The sequence below is a fragment of the Arthrobacter sp. UYCu512 genome, assembly GCF_040547075.1.
Classification (GTDB): domain Bacteria; phylum Actinomycetota; class Actinomycetes; order Actinomycetales; family Micrococcaceae; genus Arthrobacter.
In genome coordinates, this window is record NZ_JBEPPA010000012.1 from 1 (window position 1) to 15,996 (window position 15,996).

General features: G+C 66.0%; 19 protein-coding genes. 10 read left to right on the plus strand and 9 right to left on the minus strand.

The features are described from left to right. Positions 1 to 305: 305 nt before the first annotated feature. Positions 306 to 722 (minus strand): PLD nuclease N-terminal domain-containing protein, encoded by a 417-nt coding sequence (locus tag ABIB49_RS13505; protein ID WP_226773116.1) that lies wholly within the window; start codon positions 720 to 722, stop codon positions 306 to 308. 110 nt (positions 723 to 832) lie between these two features. On the opposite strand from ABIB49_RS13505, the gene ABIB49_RS13510 reads away from it, so the two are divergent. Then, positions 833 to 1,141: a DUF4229 domain-containing protein gene (locus ABIB49_RS13510; RefSeq protein ID WP_354157163.1), complete on the plus strand. Its 309-nt coding sequence runs from the start codon at positions 833 to 835 to the stop codon at positions 1,139 to 1,141. Between the two features lie 52 nt (positions 1,142 to 1,193). Here ABIB49_RS13510 and ABIB49_RS13515 read toward each other — a convergent pair whose 3' ends face one another. From ABIB49_RS13515 to ABIB49_RS13535, 5 genes are all read right to left on the minus strand, one after another. Further along, positions 1,194 to 2,075 carry a 1,4-dihydroxy-2-naphthoate polyprenyltransferase gene (locus tag ABIB49_RS13515; RefSeq protein WP_226773118.1) on the minus strand — a complete coding sequence of 294 codons (882 nt, stop codon included), beginning with the start codon at positions 2,073 to 2,075 and terminating at the stop codon, positions 1,194 to 1,196. Positions 2,076 to 2,124: 49 nt separating this feature from the next. After that, positions 2,125 to 3,279, minus strand: a complete 1,155-nt coding sequence (locus ABIB49_RS13520) for an AMP-binding protein (RefSeq protein WP_354157164.1) — start codon at positions 3,277 to 3,279, stop codon at positions 2,125 to 2,127. Positions 3,280 to 3,289: 10 nt separating this feature from the next. Beyond that, positions 3,290 to 4,243, minus strand: coding sequence for a 1,4-dihydroxy-2-naphthoyl-CoA synthase (locus ABIB49_RS13525; protein ID WP_226773120.1), 954 nt, complete (start codon positions 4,241 to 4,243; stop codon positions 3,290 to 3,292). Between the two features lie 21 nt (positions 4,244 to 4,264). Next, a complete protein-coding gene (locus tag ABIB49_RS13530) occupies positions 4,265 to 4,705 on the minus strand; it encodes a VOC family protein (RefSeq protein WP_283480885.1) in 441 nt (146 codons plus the stop codon). A 150-nt stretch (positions 4,706 to 4,855) separates the two neighbouring features. After that, entirely contained in the window at positions 4,856 to 5,614 is a 759-nt protein-coding gene (locus ABIB49_RS13535; protein ID WP_354157165.1) for a CPBP family intramembrane glutamic endopeptidase, read from the minus strand. A gap of 143 nt (positions 5,615 to 5,757) precedes the next feature. Between ABIB49_RS13535 and ABIB49_RS13540 the strand changes: the two genes are divergently transcribed. Together ABIB49_RS13540 and ABIB49_RS13545 are read left to right on the plus strand one after the other, a co-directional pair. Beyond that, a complete protein-coding gene (locus tag ABIB49_RS13540; protein WP_354157166.1) occupies positions 5,758 to 7,404 on the plus strand; it encodes an ABC-F family ATP-binding cassette domain-containing protein in 1,647 nt (548 codons plus the stop codon). 273 nt (positions 7,405 to 7,677) lie between these two features. Next, positions 7,678 to 9,138, plus strand: coding sequence for an amino acid permease (locus ABIB49_RS13545; RefSeq protein WP_226773124.1), 1,461 nt, complete (start codon positions 7,678 to 7,680; stop codon positions 9,136 to 9,138). Between the two features lie 161 nt (positions 9,139 to 9,299). Here ABIB49_RS13545 and ABIB49_RS13550 read toward each other — a convergent pair whose 3' ends face one another. Then, complete coding sequence (locus ABIB49_RS13550) at positions 9,300 to 9,476, minus strand: CsbD family protein (RefSeq protein ID WP_226773145.1); 177 nt, start codon at positions 9,474 to 9,476, stop codon at positions 9,300 to 9,302. 134 nt (positions 9,477 to 9,610) lie between these two features. On the opposite strand from ABIB49_RS13550, the gene ABIB49_RS13555 reads away from it, so the two are divergent. The 5 genes from ABIB49_RS13555 to ABIB49_RS13575 all read left to right on the plus strand — a co-directional run bounded on the left by ABIB49_RS13555 (position 9,611) and on the right by ABIB49_RS13575 (position 13,848). After that, positions 9,611 to 10,069 carry an SRPBCC family protein gene (locus ABIB49_RS13555; RefSeq protein ID WP_226773125.1) on the plus strand — a complete coding sequence of 153 codons (459 nt, stop codon included), beginning with the start codon at positions 9,611 to 9,613 and terminating at the stop codon, positions 10,067 to 10,069. Then, the gene (locus ABIB49_RS13560; protein WP_226773126.1) at positions 10,069 to 10,746 is read left to right on the plus strand and encodes a pentapeptide repeat-containing protein; all 678 of its coding nucleotides are present in this window, start codon (positions 10,069 to 10,071) and stop codon (positions 10,744 to 10,746) included. The genes ABIB49_RS13555 and ABIB49_RS13560 overlap by 1 nt, the downstream gene beginning before the upstream one ends. 155 nt (positions 10,747 to 10,901) lie before the next feature. After that, the gene (locus ABIB49_RS13565; protein ID WP_283480195.1) at positions 10,902 to 12,131 is read left to right on the plus strand and encodes a thiolase family protein; all 1,230 of its coding nucleotides are present in this window, start codon (positions 10,902 to 10,904) and stop codon (positions 12,129 to 12,131) included. After that, the gene (locus tag ABIB49_RS13570) at positions 12,131 to 12,958 is read left to right on the plus strand and encodes an enoyl-CoA hydratase/isomerase family protein (RefSeq protein ID WP_226773128.1); all 828 of its coding nucleotides are present in this window, start codon (positions 12,131 to 12,133) and stop codon (positions 12,956 to 12,958) included. The genes ABIB49_RS13565 and ABIB49_RS13570 overlap by 1 nt, the downstream gene beginning before the upstream one ends. 2 nt (positions 12,959 to 12,960) lie before the next feature. Further along, positions 12,961 to 13,848, plus strand: coding sequence for a 3-hydroxyacyl-CoA dehydrogenase family protein (locus ABIB49_RS13575; RefSeq protein ID WP_226773129.1), 888 nt, complete (start codon positions 12,961 to 12,963; stop codon positions 13,846 to 13,848). A gap of 9 nt (positions 13,849 to 13,857) precedes the next feature. Here ABIB49_RS13575 and ABIB49_RS13580 read toward each other — a convergent pair whose 3' ends face one another. Next, a complete protein-coding gene (locus tag ABIB49_RS13580; RefSeq protein WP_226773130.1) occupies positions 13,858 to 14,091 on the minus strand; it encodes a DUF6480 family protein in 234 nt (77 codons plus the stop codon). A 27-nt stretch (positions 14,092 to 14,118) separates the two neighbouring features. Then, positions 14,119 to 14,559 carry an SRPBCC family protein gene (locus ABIB49_RS13585; RefSeq protein ID WP_226773131.1) on the minus strand — a complete coding sequence of 147 codons (441 nt, stop codon included), beginning with the start codon at positions 14,557 to 14,559 and terminating at the stop codon, positions 14,119 to 14,121. A gap of 117 nt (positions 14,560 to 14,676) precedes the next feature. Here ABIB49_RS13585 and ABIB49_RS13590 point away from each other — a divergent pair, with 117 nt between their 5' ends. Together ABIB49_RS13590 and ABIB49_RS13595 are read left to right on the plus strand one after the other, a co-directional pair. Further along, on the plus strand, positions 14,677 to 15,291 hold the full coding sequence (locus ABIB49_RS13590; RefSeq protein ID WP_282358625.1) for a GNAT family N-acetyltransferase: 615 nt from the start codon (positions 14,677 to 14,679) through the stop codon (positions 15,289 to 15,291). Positions 15,292 to 15,308: 17 nt separating this feature from the next. Continuing rightward, entirely contained in the window at positions 15,309 to 15,989 is a 681-nt protein-coding gene (locus ABIB49_RS13595; RefSeq protein WP_282359022.1) for a tyrosine-protein phosphatase, read from the plus strand. Positions 15,990 to 15,996: the final 7 nt, after the last annotated feature.

Genomic DNA, 15,996 nt, shown 5'->3' on the forward strand with positions numbered 1-15,996 from the left:
GCTAGACTTCTACAACCACCGCCGAAACCACGCAGCCCTCGGAGGACGACCACCCATCAGCAGATGTAACCAACCTGCTGGCTGAGTACATCTAGCCCGCCCGCCGGCCCGCCCGCCGGACCAAATGGTGCCGGGCCAGGGCTTTACGGATGTGCCAGGGATGGCCGCTGTGTCAACCGGCATGGCGGCCATCTTTGTCAGCGCCGCCCGCACCCTGGCAGCGGCGGAAGTTGTCACGCCGGCGCCGGATTGGAGTGGCCGTGACGGATTAGAAGCAGCCTGGGCCCGGTCTCGTTGGGCCCGGACTATTTGACTTCGTCGGTACCCTGCGGGTCGCTGCTGCCGTGGGCCTCGCCGGACCCGGAGCCGCGTGCGCCCTTGCCGTCATCGTCGGTGCGCTCTTTGGCGTCCAGTTCGGCTTTTAGCTTCCTGAGCCGCTCTGCTTCGGCCTGGCTGCGGCGGCGGAGCTCGAGGTTGCGCAGAAAATCCGGGTCGTCGTCGGGCGCGCTGGTGTGGCTGTAGGCGGCGCGCACGGGGGCGGTGCCGCGGGGCCGGCCGATGAGGAACCACAGGATGGCGCCAATGACCGGGAGGACGATCTGCACCACAACCCAGGCCGGCTTCGAGATGCCTTTGGTCTGGCGGGGATCAGTGCGGATCACATCGACAAGTCCATAGACGAATACGACGAGAACAGCGACAACGACCACTACACGGAGCATGTAAACAGTCTAGTCGCCGCCGGCGCTCCCGGCGCTTCCCGGCCCACACCACAGAACGCCGGCTGCGGCCCCGGTGGGGTGGGGCCGCTTCCGGCGGCTAAACTGGGACCGTGGCCTTCCTGAGATACTCCCTGATCCGTCTGGTGCTGTTCGCACCGTTGTTCGCCCTGTTCCTCTACCTGCGGCTTGGTGTGCTGCTCGCGGCCCTGTGCGCCGGCATGATGGCCTTCGCGGTGAGCTACCTGTTTTTCCAGAAGCAGCGCGCTGCCGCCACCGCCTCGCTCCACAGCCGCTTCTCCGGAAAGGCAAAGCCGCTGCGCAGCGCCGGCGAAGTGGCGGACGCCGACGCCGAAGACCGGCTCGTCGACGAACACCCGGACGTAACGGTGCGTACGGACAGCCGGCCCAAGGACTCCTAGGCCCCTGGCGGCTGCCGACACCGCCGGTCAGGTCCCGGCCGTGGACGGTGGCTTAGAACCCGCGGCTGAGGATCAGGCCCAACGAGAACAGCACCGCATAGCCGAGGTTGATCAGGCCCGTCTGCTTGAGCACCGGAATCAGGCTCTTGCGGCGCCGGCCGGCGATCATAAGCCAGGACGGCATCAGGCTTGCCGGGATCAGCAGCAGCACGATCAGCATCCACGGCCGGGCCGGGGCCAGCACAATCGGCAGCAGGATGGCGACGGCGAGCATCAGCACGTAGCTTTCGCGGGCATGCTTGTCGCCCAGCCGCACGGCGAGGGTTTTCTTCCCGGCTTTCCGGTCCGTGGGGATGTCGCGGACGTTGTTGGCCATCAGCAGCGCGACGGCGATGAGTCCGGTGCCAATCGCACCGATGACCGCGGGCAAGCTGATCTGCGCGGCCTGCGTGTAGGTGGTGCCCAGCGTGGCGACGAGGCCGAAGAACACAAAGACGAACAAATCCCCCAGTCCGAGGTAGCCGTACGGGTTCTTCCCGCCGGTGTAGCCCCACGCTGCCAGGACGCAACCCACACCGACCAGGATCAGCCACCACGCCTGCGAGAGGATGACCAGGGCCAGCCCGAACACCATCGCCAGCCCGAAGGCGGCGAACGCGGCGTACTTGACGTGCGCGGGCATCGCGGCGCCGGAGCCGACCAGCCGAAGCGGGCCCACCCGGTCCTCGTCAGTGCCGCGGATGCCGTCCGAATAGTCGTTGGCATAGTTCACGCCGATTTGCAGCAGCAGGGCCACCAGCGCCGCCAGGACGGCGTTGACGGGACGAAACGCGTTCAAGGCGTACGCGGCAGCGGTCCCGATCAGGACAGGCGCAATAGCGGCCGGCAGGGTGCGCAGTCGGGCGCCTTGGATCCATTGAGCGGCTGTAGCCACGTGTCAGTACCTCGTGTTGGTTTGGCGGTGCCGGGAGTGCCCGGCTTGTCTATTTTCCCTGATGCAGCTCCGAGAGCCGAACCGACATGGCAAGACGGTCAGGTTTCCCGTTGGGCAGCAGCAGCAGTTCAGCGGCGGCAAGGACGGTTTTTGGCGCCAGCGTGCCCAGCGCCGCGGCCCATCGGGATCCTGCGGCGAAGTTGGCGAAGCCCTGCGGGCTGGTGTCCGCCACCGCCACGAAGGCGGCGAGGGCCTGGCCCCACTCGGCCGAGGGGACCCCGGCCACAAACGCGGCCCGCACGCCGTCGAGTTTCTCCAGTTCCGCCTGCACATGGGCGGCGGAAACCTTCACCCCGCCGGTGATAACAACGTCGTCGGCCCGCCCCAGGATCCGCAGCTTCCCGTCGCCGTCCAGCTCGCCAAGATCGTTGGTCCGGTACCAGCGGACGCCGTTGTCCGCCACGAATGCCGCCGCATCGAGTTCAGGGGCGCCCAGGTAGCCGGCTGCAATGGTTGCCCCGCCGAGCAGGACCCGCCCGTCCTCCGCAACGCGGACCAAGACGCCTTCCAGCGGGACGCCGTCGTACACGCAGCCGCCGCAGGTCTCGGCCGAACCGTAGGTGGTCACCACCTGCAGGCCGGCGTTACGGGCTGCGGCAAGCAGCGCCGGGGGCACCGGTCCGCCGCCGAGCAGGATCCCGTTGAACCGGCGGAGCGCTGCGAGGGTGTCAGTCGACGGCGCGTCCAGCAGCCGCTGCAGCTGGGTCGGCACCAGCGAGGTGAACCGCTTCTGATCGGTGAGCTCGGCCGCTGCGGCTGTGAAGGCCTCCGGTGTAAAACCTCCGCTGAGGTCCATCGCCCACGGCCGGGTTCCGGCAAAGAGCGAACGGACCAGCACCTGCACGCCGGCCACATATTGCACGGGCAGGGCGAGCAGCCACTGGCCTTCGCCCTTGAGCGCCAACGCGGTGGCCATCGAGGAGGCAGCCAGCGCGTCAACGGTCAGCACTGTAGCCTTCGGCACGCCGGTGGATCCGGAGGTTCGCACCACAACGGCGGCGTCTTCGATGCCGGGCGTTTCGGGGAAGGCCAGCACCGGGGACCCGTCGGGCCCGTCGGCGAGCTCGACGGCGGGTCCCTCCCCGTGGAGGGCCGCGGCCAGCGCCGCGAGGGCGGCTTCGATGTTGACAGCTCCGGAAGTCACGACGGCCGCCTTAGAAGTAGTAGGGGAAGCTGGACCAGTCCGGATCGCGCTTTTGCAGGAAGGCTTCCTTGCCCTCCACGGCCTCGTCGGTCATGTAGGCAAGCCGCGTCGCCTCGCCGGCGAAGACCTGCTGGCCTGCGAGGCCATCGTCGGCCAGATTGAAGGCAAACTTGAGCATCCGGAGGGCCTGCGGCGACTGCCTGGCAATGTCGGCGGCGTATTCCAGCGCCACATCCTCAAGCCGTGCGTGATCCACGGCCTCGTTCACCGCGCCCATCCGGACCATGTCCTCTGCGGAATATTCGCGGGCCAGGAAGAAGATTTCGCGGGCGGCCTTCTGGCCGATCTGGCGGGCCAGCAGCGCGGAGCCGTAGCCGGCGTCGAAGCTGCCGACCGTGGCATCGGTCTGCTTGAATTTGCCGTGTTCGCGGGAAGCGATGGTCAGGTCTGAAACGACATGCAGGGAATGCCCGCCGCCGGCGGCCCAGCCGTTGACAACGGCAATGACAACCTTGGGCATGGTGCGCATGAGCCGCTGGACCTCAAGGATGTGCAGCCGGCCGGCGCGCGCCGGGTCGATGGTTTCGGTGGTCTCGCCGTCTGCGTACCGGTAGCCGTCGCGGCCGCGGATCCGCTGGTCACCGCCGGAGCAGAACGAGTGGCCGCCGTCTTTGGCGGAGGGGCCGTTGCCGGTCAGCAGCACAGTGGCCACATCCGGGCTCATCCGGGCGTGGTCCATGGCGCGGTAGAGCTCATCGACAGTGCCGGGGCGGAAGGCGTTACGGACCTCGGGCCGGTTGAACGCGATACGCACCGTCGGCAGGTCCCGGACCACGGCACCGTCCGCGGAGCGCTCCACCTGCCGGTGGTAGGTCATGTCCTGGAAATCGTCGAAGCCGGACACGGTGCGCCAGCGGGTGGGGTCAAAGACGTCGGATACCTTGGCGGGGATTTGGTTGCTCACAGTCAGAGTCTAGTAATCGCCTCAGCTGATGCAGAACTCGTTGCCTTCAGGGTCCGCCATGGTGTGCCAGGAATGCGGTCCTTCGCTGGCGGTCCAAAGGAAGCTGGCGCCGCGGGCTTCCAATGCGGTGCGGAACGTGTCCTTGTCGGCGCCGGCCAGGTTAACGTCCCAGTGGATCCGGTTTTTAACTGTCTTTTCCTCCGGGGCCGTCTGGAAGAGGATGCGGCGGGCAGGGGCTGTGGCGTCGAGTTCCTCAGTCGGGCGGATGGCGGCACCGTCACGCCAAACGAGCTTGCCGTGGTGGACCTTGGTCTCCGCCTCGGTGGCGAAGCCCTGCTCGATCATGGAGCGGATGAAGCCCTCGTCCTGCGGCTCCACCGCCCACGCGAGGGTCTCGGCCCACCAGCCGGCCAGCTCATGCGGGTTCCGGCAGTCGACTGCGATCTGAATGTTGAGTGTCATGGAATGAAACTACGACGTCGGGACGCGCAGCGGTAGGGCCCGGACCACGCCAGCTGCGCGAGTTGACACCTCGTGGCAGTGTGTGTGCCCGCGACTGCCCTGATCTGCACATTCGACGGCGGTACGGACCCGCAGCGCTGCTGCCTGCGGCTAGCCCTGGACCTTCTGGAGCTGCTCCATCACATCCGGCGGGATGGCGTAGAGGAAAATGACCGCGAGCAGGTTCTTCGACGCGTGGACAAAGTAGGAGAACATCACATTTTTGCCGGTCCAGACGTAGACGAATACCAGGACGGCGCCCATCGCGAGATACGGCATCAGGACCGGGAGGGCCAGCGCCTCCTGGCCAATGATATGCAGGGCCGCAAAGAACACAACTGACAAGCCGGCGCACACCCAGACGTTGACCCTGCGGCTGAGCTTGCCGATCAGCAGGTGGCGGAAGATGTACTCCTCCACAAACGGACCCACGATCACCAGCAGCGGCACCATCAGCCAGGCCGACACCTGCTGCATCAGCGCCTGCAGGCCCGCCTGGTTGGCGGACGTCTGCGGCGGGCCGGTTACGGCGACGAGAATCGCGGTGAGAATCATCATCGCCACCACGGCGAGAGGGACCATCAGCAGGCTGAACCACGGCCGGGTGGCGAGGACCCTGAGGTCCCGAGCGGCGATGCGCCGGACGGCGGCCAGTGCCAGGATGCCGATCCCGCCGTAGAAGATCAGGTTCACCGAGTACGACGCCACCGCCGGGTTCGGCGAGAGCCGCAGCATCAGCGGCGCCAGCAGTGAGCCGAACACGGCAAAAAATCCGGCGACGGCGACGTAGAGGCCGGCCGTGAGGTAGTCGAGCCGCGAGAACCTGTACAGTTCCGGCCGCGGTGCTGGTGTGCGAAGAGCGGTGCCCATGCCTCCAGCCTAGCGCCACGGCCTGCCTGCTGACCGACCGGTACTTCCGCCGGCGCCGCAGTACCTCAGTAACCGCCGACGGTGTCATACTTGACGACTCAAGCCGCCGCCGGGCTGGCCGTGCACCTACTTGCGAGGACTCCTTGAGCGAACATCTCCGCCTTTCGGGCGTATCCCATGGTTACGGGGACCGCCAGCTTTTCGCCTGCGTCGACATTGCCATCAGCGCCGGTGAACATGTGGCAATCGTCGGCGAAAACGGCGCGGGCAAATCCACGCTGCTCCGGATTTTGGCCGGGCTCGAGGCCCCGGACGAGGGCACCGCCGTCAGCCAGGGCCGGGTGGGCTACCTTGCCCAAACCCTGGGCCTGCCTGATGCGTTCACCGTGTCCAACGCGATCGATGCCGCGCTGGAATCCCTCCGCGAAATGGAGGCCGAGCTGGAGCGCCTGGAAGACGGGCTGGCCGGAGCGGAAGCAGGCGAACTGGAGCGCTACGGAAACCTGCAGACGCAGTACCAGTTGCGGGAAGGCTACGCCGCGGAATCCCGGGTAGAGGCGGCGCTGGACCGACTTGGCCTCGGCGGTCTGGGCCGGACGCGGACCCTGGGCTCGCTCTCCGGCGGGGAGCAGGAACGCGTGGCGCTGGCCTGCGTGCTGGCCGATCCCGCGGACATCCTCCTCCTGGACGAACCCACCAACCACCTCGACGCCAGCGGCACGGCCTGGCTGGAGGCGCGGCTGGCCGCGCACCGAGGAACCGTGGTGGTGGTCTCCCACGACCGCGTCCTGTTGCGCAAAGTAGCGTCAACAGTGATTGAAGTAGATGCCGAACGCCTTACGGTCAACCGGTACGGCAACGGCTACGAAGGCTATCTGCGGGAGAAGTCGGCCGAGCGCCAGCGCTGGGCGCAGCAGTACCACGGGTGGCTGGACTCGATGGCGGCCGAGCGGCTCCAGGCGGACACCGTCGCGGGGACGATGGGCTACGCCCGCCAGCGCGACAATGACAAAATGGGGTTCGACTTCAAAGCCGGCACGTGGCAAAAGGCAGCCACCAGCAAGGTCCGCAATGCCCAGGAGCGTCTCCGCCGGCTGGAGGCAAACCCCATCGACCGTCCGCCGGTGCCCCTGAAACTGGCAACGAACCTTCGGGCGGACGTTGCGGCGGGTCCCGCCCTTGAAGCGACGGGAGTGACGGTACCGGGCCGCCTGGAACCGACGGACCTCCGGGTGGAGGCGGGCCAGAAGATCCTCATTACCGGTCCCAATGGCGCCGGCAAGTCCACGCTGCTCGCCGTCCTGGCGGGCACGCTGGAACCGGCCACAGGCACCGTAGTGCGGCACGGCCGGATCGGATACCTGCAGCAGGAACTGGAGCTCCCGCAGCACCCCGGGATGCGTCTCCTGCCCGCTTTCGCCGCGGGCCTGGGCGGCAACATCGATGAGCACGCCGAGGCGCTGCTGCGGCTCGGGCTTTTCCGCACCAGCGAATTCCACGTCCCGGTGGGGAGCCTTTCCGCAGGGCAACAACGCAGGCTGGCGCTCGCCCGCCTGCTCCTGGGCGGGTATGGAACGATGCTCGTGGATGAGCCCACCAACCACCTGGCGCCCGTGCTGGTGGAACAGCTCGAAGCGGCTCTTTCGGACTTCGCCGGGACGCTGATCCTGGTCAGCCACGACCGCGCCCTGGGGGAGTGGTTCAGCACGTGCTCCGGTCACGACACCGGGCGGGGCGCCGGAGCCGGAAACTGGCTCCGGTACGGGATGCGGGATGGCGCCCTGGTCTGATGGACGGATCCTTGGGGATTCAGCGGATGATAATCGAAGATTATTCGGGATTACAGCAGTAATGAGGTCGATAATTAGTACAAGTGCCTGCCCGGTGTTGTTCCCGTCACGGTTTGGTCTCAAATGCCAGTAGAATAGACGAGCCGCGCGAGCTTCGACCTTGTGAGGTTCGGTACACGTCGTGGCCCCTGTTGGGGGTCGGGGCCCGTTCATTTGTGTATGCGAACCCGCTGTCCCTGTCCCGGCCTTACAACGAACTGCAAGGAAACAGCTGTGCCATCAACTACCCCCACAGAACTTAAGAACCCCGAGGCGCAATCCGCCGTCGTCGACTCAACTCTCAGCGCCGAGGGCTACAAGAAGTCGCTCAGCGGCCGCCAGGTCACCATGATCGCGATGGGCGGCGCCATTGGCGTCGGACTCTTTATGGGCGCCGGCGGGCGCCTGGCCTCCACCGGTCCGTCGCTCATTTTCTCCTACGCCTTGGCCGGCGTCATCGCGTACCTGCTGATGCGCGCCCTGGGCGAGCTGATCATGTACCGCCAGACGTCAGGCTCCTTCGTCAGCTATGCCGGTGAAATGTTCGGCAAAAAGGGCGCTTATGTCTCCGGCTGGATGTACTTCATCAACTGGGCCATGACCGGCATTGCCGAGCTCATCGCGATCGGACTGTACTTCCAGTTCTTTTTCCCGAACGTGCCGGTTGAACTGTCCGCCATCGCAGCGCTGTTGCTGCTAGTCGGCGTCAACCTCCTGAGTGTCAAGGCGTTCGGCGAATTCGAATTCTGGGCCTCCGTCCTCAAGGTCGGTGCGATCCTCATCTTCTTGGCCGTCGGTACTTTTATGGTGATCACCAACGCCCAGGTGGGCGACGGCAACGCCTCGGTCAGCAACCTGTTCGCCGCTGAGGGGGGCATGTTCCCCAAGGGCGGGCTCGTGATGATCCTGGTGCTGAACGCGGTGATCTTCGCCTACAACGGCATTGAGCTCGTTGGCGTCACTGCCGGTGAAATGCAGGATCCGGCCAAAGAAGTGCCCAAGGCCATCCGCGCTGTTGTCTTCCGGATCGTGGTGTTCTACGTCGGTTCCGTGACGCTGCTGGCCATGCTGCTGCCGTCGGACCAGTACGTTGCCGGCACCTCGCCGTTTGTCACAGTGTTCGGCCAGATGGGCCTCGGCTGGATGGGCGATGTGATGAACATGATTGTCATCACCGCCGCCCTCTCCTCGTGCAACTCGGGCCTGTACTCGATCGGCCGGATTTTCCGGACCATGGCCAACAACGGGCATGCTCCGCAGTGGCTGACCAGGATGTCCAAGAGCCACGTGCCGTACGCCGCCATCCTGGCCATCGGCGGCGTTTACCTAGTCGGGATCCTGCTTAATATCTGGCTCGGCGGCTCGTATGCCTTTGACCTGGCGCTGAACTCGGCCTCGGTCGGTGTGATCTTCACCTGGGCTGCCATCTTCGCCAGCCAGATAGCGCTGCGGAAAACCAAGGGCAAGGTCTCCTCCCTGCTGGCGCCCGGCGGAGTCTGGGCCAGCTGGGCAGGCTTGATTGCCCTGCTGCTTATCACGGTGCTGATCGGCTTCGACACCATGACCAGCAAGGGCGGCGAAGTCTTCCACCTTGGTCTTTGGACATTGGCGACCATCCCGTTCTTCGCACTCCTGCTGTGGCTCGGCTGGCAGAAGGTCAAGGACAACGAACCGAAGAACGCGCTCTTCAACTAGCCTTCCGGGCAAGTGCGCAGGCGACGGCGGTCCTCCGGTGAGGGGCCGCCGTCGTTCGTTTAAGCTGCGGCGGCGCGAGTGGCACCAGAGCCCTGGGCCGGCACAAAAAAGCGGCGGTGGACATCCCCCAAAGGAATGTCCACCGCCGCCTTTTGTACGGACTAATCCTTCTTGAAGGCGTCCTTGACGTTTTCGCCGACCTTCTTTGCGTCGGCTGCGACCTGGTCCTTCTGGCCCTCGGCACGCATTTCGTCGTTGTTGGTGGCGTTGCCCGCAGCTTCCTTGGCCTTGCCGCCGAGGTGCTGTGCTTCGTTCTGAACCTTGTCGCCGATACCCATGGTGTAAACCACCTCTCGTTTCCGGTTGAAATACAACGTCTCCCCACCATAACACAAAGCATGCTTAGTAATTCAAGGGCCCGGCCGCGAACGAGGGATGAAATGCGCACCGGAGCCGGGCTAGGCTCGATGCCATGGACCACACAACCAGCCTGACCCAGCATGTCAACGCGTCGACGGACAAGGTATGGGCCGTCATTTCCGACATCCCCGGTTCGGCCGCGACACTTTCCGGCATCACCTCGATCCAGATGCTCTCGCAAGGCCCCTACAGCGAGGGGACGCGCTGGAAAGAAACCCGCACCATGATGGGGCGGGCGGAAACGGTGGAAATGTGGGTGGCCCGGGCCGATCCGCCCCGGAGCACAACGGTGAAGGCCGTGCAGGGACCGACGGAGTACACCACACGCTTTACGCTTGCCGAGCGCGACGGCGGCACGGACCTGACGCTGACGTTTAGCGCCGATGTGCTGAACCCTTCCCGGATGACCGGGCTGTTAATGGCACTTTTTGGAAAGCTGGGAATGCGCATCACCCGAAAGGCGCTCGCCAAGGACCTGGCAGAAATCGCGGCCAAGGCCGAGTCGCTCTGATGGGGCGCAGCACCGGGACGCCCCCGCCGCCCAAGGTGACGGCGCCGCGGCTCAGTCCGGTCCGGCTGACGGACCTCAGGGACGACCCGTCGCCGGCACTGCGTTCCGGTGAGCGCTACGACGGCGTCCGGTACGGCAAGTTATCCGCCGACGGCCTGGAACTCGGCGGCACCGACTTTGCCGAGTGCGACTTCCGCGGCGTTTCGTTCAACGAGACCCAGCTGCGGGGCGCCTCTTTCCGGGATTGCATCCTGGCCGAGGTGTACGCCCCGGTATTTATGGCGGCCCGAAGCACCCTGCGCGACGTCGAGATCGCCAACCCGCGCTGGGGTTCAGCGGAACTGTACGAGAGCGGCTGGCAGTCAGTACGGATCGACGGCGGCAAACTCGATTATCTGAACCTCCGTGGTTCCAAGCTCACGGACGTGCAAATCAGCGACTGCATCATCAACGAGCTGGACCTGGGTTCCTGCCTGGCGACGCGGGTAGCCCTGAAGAACTGCACCATCGGCACCCTCGACCTTGCCGGCGCCAGGCTGAAGGACTTTGACATCCGGGGCACGGACTTCCGCGCCATCGCCGGACTCGAAAGCCTCGCCGGCCTTGTGATCGACGACTACCAGCTGGGCCTGCTGGCGCCATTAATGGCCAGTCACCTCGGCGTCGTCGTCGCGTAATCCAGCCCGGCCCCGATTGACCCCCTTGCGGTGCCGTGTAATCTTTATAGAACGAACGGTCGGTAAATTGGCGCGCTAGCGGTCCGAACCTGGTTCCGCCGCCGATGAGAGTTCTTTTCGATGACAGTGCTGTTTATCGCGTGAAGGGTGTACCCATGGCATCAGCAGTTGCAGGACCTCAGGCATTTCTCGTAGGCGGTGCCCGCACCGCTGTGGGCCGGTATGGCGGAGCACTCTCCGCGGTCCGCCCCGATGACCTGGCCGCCTTGGTGATCCGCGAGGCCGTCGCCCGGGCCGGGCTGGACCCGGAGGCCATCGATGAGGTCATCCTTGGCAACGCCAACGGCGCCGGCGAGGAAAACCGCAACGTCGCCCGGATGGCCACCATCCTGGCCGGACTGCCGCTGCACATCCCCGGCATCACCGTGAACCGGCTCTGCGCCTCGGGCCTCAGCGCCATCATTATGGCCAGCCAGATGATCAAGTCCGGAGCAGCGGACATCGTGATCGCCGGCGGTGTCGAATCCATGAGCCGCGCCCCCTGGGTCCAGGAGAAGCCCCAGGCCGCCTTCGCGAAACCGGGGCAGATCTTTGATACGTCCATCGGATGGCGCTTCGTCAACCCGCTCTTCCAGCAGGGCGAACTTTCCCGGGACGGGAAGATGACCTACTCCATGCCGGAAACGGCGGAAGAAGTCGCCCGCGTGGACGGGATCACCCGCGAGGACGCCGACGCCTTCGCCGTCCGCTCCCATGAACGCTCCCTCGCGGCCATCGCCGCGGGCCGCTTCGCCGACGAGATTGTCCCGGTAACGGTTACGACGCGCAAGGGAAAAACCGTTGTCGACACCGACGAGGGGCCCCGGGCCGGCACCACAATTGACGTTCTCGCGGGCCTTCGCCCCGTCGTCGCCGGCGGTTCGGTAGTCACGGCCGGAAATTCCTCCACCCTGAACGACGGCGCCTCCGCCATCATCGTCGCGTCCGAAGCAGCCATCAAGAGGCTTGGCCTGACGCCTCGGGCCCGGATCATCGACGGCGCCTCCGCCGGCTGCGAACCGGAAATTATGGGCATCGGCCCGGTTCCGGCGACCCGTAAAGTGCTGTCGCGGACCGGCCTCAGCGTCGGCGACCTCGGCGCCGTCGAACTCAACGAAGCCTTCGCGACCCAGTCGCTTGCGACCATGCGGCGGCTCGGCCTGGACCCCGAGATCGTAAACCGCGACGGCGGCGCGATCTCGCTCGGGCACCCGCTGGGTTCCTCCGGTTCACGGCTCGCCATCACCTTGCTGGGGCGGATGGAGCGCGAGGACGCCAGGATCGGTCTCGCCACGATGTGTATCGGCGTGGGCCAGGGCACCGCGATGTTGCTGGAGCGGGTCTAGTGCCGGCCGCCGCGACGGGCCTCGACCCGCGCGATTTCAGCACGCTGCTGATCGACGAACGCGAAGACCGGCTGGTGGTGCTCCTCAACCGGCCCGAGGTCCGCAACGCCATCGACCAGCAGATGGTCGATGAGCTGCACGCTGTCTGCGCCGCGCTGGAACGGTCGCCGAAGATGCTCATCATCGCCGGTACCGAAGGTGTCTTCGCCTCGGGGGCGGACATCGGCCAGCTGCGCGAACGCCGCCGCGACGACGCGCTCCAAGGCATCAACTCCACCATCTTCGTGCGTATCGCCAAACTCCCAATGCCCGTCATTGCAGCCCTGGACGGCTTTTGCCTGGGTGGCGGCGCCGAGCTGGCGTACGCCGCGGACTTCCGGATCGGCACCCCGTCCGTGCGGATCGGCAACCCGGAGACGGGCCTGGGCATCCTCGCCGCAGCCGGCGCGAGCTGGCGCCTGAAGGAGCTGGTGGGGGAACCGGTGGCCAAGGAAATGCTGCTGGCCGGCACGGTGCTACGCGCCGAGCGGGCCCTTGCCGTCAACCTCATGACCGAGATCCACGAGGCTTCCGGGCTGATGGCGGCCGCCCATGCCCTGGCCGACAGGATCGCGGGCCAGGATCCCCTCGCGGTCCGGATCACCAAATCGGTGTTCCACGCGCCGGCCGAGGCCCACCCGCTGATCGACCAGCTGGCGCAGGGCATCCTGTTTGAATCGCAGGCCAAGTTCGACCGTATGCAGGCATTTCTGGACAAGAAGTCAGCGAAGAAGCCTGCACAGCAAGACGCCAGGACCTCCGCGCAGGAAAACCGGAAGAAGAATTGACGATGAACAACTCCGCACACTCCGCTAACCTTCCCGGCGGCGCCCTGCCAGACTTCGTCGGGGTGCTGGGCGGCGGCCGGATGGGCGCCGGGATCGCACACGCCTTCCTGGTCAACGGCGCCAACGTCCTCGTCGTCGAGCGCGACGAGGAGTCCGCCGAGGCTGCCCGCGAACGGGTGGAATCAGCAGCGGCCAAGAGCATCGAGCGTGGCGCCACCGACGGGAACCTGGACGAGATGGTCTCGCGGCTCGCGGTGACGGTGGACTACAACGACTTCAAGGACCGCCAGCTGGTCATCGAGGCCGTCCCCGAGGACTGGGACCTCAAGGTCAGCGCCCTGCGGGGGATTGAGGCCCGGCTCGGTGCCGACGCCTATCTCGCCTCGAACACGTCGTCGCTGTCCGTCAACGGCTTGGCCCGTGAGCTGAAGCGTCCGCAGAACTTCCTCGGCCTGCACTTCTTTAATCCCGTGCCGGCCTCGACCCTGATCGAGGTGGTGCTCGGCGAGCACACCTCAAGCCAGCTGACCCAGGCGGCCCGCGGCTGGGTTGAGGCGCTGGGCAAGACCGCCGTCGTCGTCAACGATGCCCCCGGGTTCGCGTCCTCACGGCTGGGCGTCGCGATTGCCCTCGAGGCGATGCGGATGGTGGAAGAGGGAGTGGCATCCGCCGCGGACATCGACAACGCCATGGTCCTGGGCTACAAGCACCCCACCGGACCCTTGCGGACCACTGACATCGTAGGCCTGGACGTCCGCTTGGGCATCGCCGAATACCTCGCCTCCACGCTCGGGGAGCGCTTCGCCCCGCCGCAGATCCTGCGGGACAAAGTCGCCCGAGGAGAACTCGGCCGCAAGTCCGGCAAGGGCTTTTTCAACTGGACCGAGTGAACTGACCAGCTACCCGAGGATCCCCACGATGTAGCCGACGAAGAAAAGCAACACAAAGAGCACCACCACGGCGATCATAAGGATCCAGAGGTACTGGCCGAACCCCCGGTCCTCGCGGATCCGCGGCCCCTGCGGTCCCACCGAGGTCCCCTCGCCCGGTGGCGTCTCACCCGGAGGCACACCGCCTCCGGGTTCCAAGCCGGTGAGGTTGTTCTCCAGGGGATCCGGATTCTGGGATGTCACGGTGTGCTCCTGTTTCAGCTCGGGCCGCTACTGCGACGCCTGTGAGTCTAGGGCTTTTTTCATGCCGGCCATGGCGGGGTCGGCCAGGGACTGGAACGCTGGTTTCATAAACGGTTCTGCGACCTTAAGCCATCCCTTGAGCCGGAATTCCGCCGTATAACGGACTTCCGAACCGGATCCCGAAGGCTTAACGTCGATCGTATCGACGGAAATGACCGTCTTGTTTTCGCCGCGCAGCTTGATGAGGGTACCTGCCAACTCCACGACCTCGTAGATCAGCGTTTGGCGCTTGCCGCGGAACTCCGCTTCGGCGTGATAGCGGTGCCCAACGGCGACCGGCCCGTCGGAGAGTTTCTTGGCCACCGGTGTTCCCGGGTCCCACTCCGGCGTGTGTTCGAAGGCGGAGAGGTACGCGAAGGCCTTGCCGGCCTCCAACGGGGAACGGACCGTGCCGGTGACTGTGATCATGGCCCCAGCCTATCCAGAACTCCCTGCATTGTGACCGAAACAGTGGAAGAAACGTTGGTGGGCCAACTGGTTCCCGGCCCCGGCATTTAGGCCGTCCCGCGCATTTATGATGGTGCAGTGACTACCCCCGCAATCGCTCCCATCACCCTGACCGGAAAATACGTCGTGCTGGAACCGTTGCGCCCGGACCACCACGACGGCCTCGTCCAGGCCGCCAGCGACGGCGAACTGTGGAACCTCTGGTACACGTCAGTGCCCGGCCCTGACCAGATGGCCGCCGAGATTGAGCGGCGCCTGGCCCTGCAGGACAGCGGCGACATGCTGCCCTTTACAACGCGGCTGCTTGACCCCACCACCGGCGGACCGGGCCGGGTGATCGGCATGACCACCTACATGAACATCGATGCCGCCACGCCGCGGGTGGAAATCGGCTCCACCTGGAACGCGGCGTCCGCCCACGGCAGCGGCAGCAACCCGGACTCCAAACTGCTCCTGCTCCGGCATGCCTTCGAAACGCTGGGCTGCCCCGCCGTCGAGTTCCGGACCCACTGGCTCAACCACCAGTCCCGCGAGGCGATCGCGCGGCTGGGCGCGAAACAGGACGGTGTGCTCCGCAGCCACACCCGCAGCAGCGACGGCGCGCTCCGGGACACGGCGGTCTTTTCCATCCTGGAACACGAGTGGCCCATGGTCCGGAACGCCCTCGAGGCCAGACTGGCCAAGTTACGGTGACGACGGCGCCCGAGGCGATGGAGTGGGCCGGCGCGGTCAACGCCTGGCACATCGCCGGCGGAGTCTTCCGCATGGGCCGGCGCGAATGGCTTACCGAGGCGGGCTGGGAGCAGGTCTACAACGCCGGCGTCCGGACTGTGATTGATCTGCGCAATCCCGAGGAGATCCGCCGCCGCCCGACCGATCCGCGGGTGGGCGCGGCAAGCCTGTCCGCCTTCGACGTCGTGCACGCCCCCACCGAGGACCCCGGCAACAGCGAATTCCGGAAGCTCTGCGTTCCCTACCTCAACGATCCGGCCTACTACGCGGACAACGCCCGAATCTTCCCGGAGAAGCTTGCCGCCGTCTTCAAAGCCGTAGCCGATGCGCGCGGCGGAGTTGTGATCCATTGTTCCGCCGGCCGGGACCGCAGCGGGATGATCGCTGCCATGCTCCAGGACCTTGCCGGAGCAGGAGAGGCCGTCATTTCCAAGAGCTACGAGCAGGCAATGCGCGGCATCAACGAGTACCACCGGATGTCGGCGGTCCCGCATCCGCACGAGCGGTACCTGCCCGAGGAAGTCCTCGCGCCGCTGCTCGAACAGCGCTTGGAAAGCCTGCAGCACTTTGTCCGCCAGGTGAAGCCCGGTGACTTCATCCGTCACAATGGCCTAACGGACCGGGATCTGGGCGCCATCGTGGCCAAATTGGGGCGCTAGAGTAACC

What these genes read in the sequence shown, in the direction of transcription:
- ABIB49_RS13530 (WP_283480885.1), bottom strand. Translation starts at nt 4,705, where the DNA reads ATGACACTCAACATTCAGATCGCAGTCGACTGCCGGAACCCGCATGAG.
- ABIB49_RS13585 (WP_226773131.1), bottom strand. Translation starts at nt 14,559, where the DNA reads ATGATCACAGTCACCGGCACGGTCCGTTCCCCGTTGGAGGCCGGCAAG.
- ABIB49_RS13595 (WP_282359022.1), top strand. Translation starts at nt 15,309, where the DNA reads ATGGAGTGGGCCGGCGCGGTCAACGCCTGGCACATCGCCGGCGGAGTC.
- ABIB49_RS13535 (WP_354157165.1), bottom strand. Translation starts at nt 5,614, where the DNA reads ATGGGCACCGCTCTTCGCACACCAGCACCGCGGCCGGAACTGTACAGG.
- ABIB49_RS13505 (WP_226773116.1), bottom strand. Translation starts at nt 722, where the DNA reads ATGCTCCGTGTAGTGGTCGTTGTCGCTGTTCTCGTCGTATTCGTCTAT.
- ABIB49_RS13560 (WP_226773126.1), top strand. Translation starts at nt 10,069, where the DNA reads ATGGGGCGCAGCACCGGGACGCCCCCGCCGCCCAAGGTGACGGCGCCG.
- ABIB49_RS13555 (WP_226773125.1), top strand. Translation starts at nt 9,611, where the DNA reads ATGGACCACACAACCAGCCTGACCCAGCATGTCAACGCGTCGACGGAC.
- ABIB49_RS13565 (WP_283480195.1), top strand. Translation starts at nt 10,902, where the DNA reads ATGGCATCAGCAGTTGCAGGACCTCAGGCATTTCTCGTAGGCGGTGCC.
- ABIB49_RS13575 (WP_226773129.1), top strand. Translation starts at nt 12,961, where the DNA reads ATGAACAACTCCGCACACTCCGCTAACCTTCCCGGCGGCGCCCTGCCA.
- ABIB49_RS13550 (WP_226773145.1), bottom strand. Translation starts at nt 9,476, where the DNA reads ATGGGTATCGGCGACAAGGTTCAGAACGAAGCACAGCACCTCGGCGGC.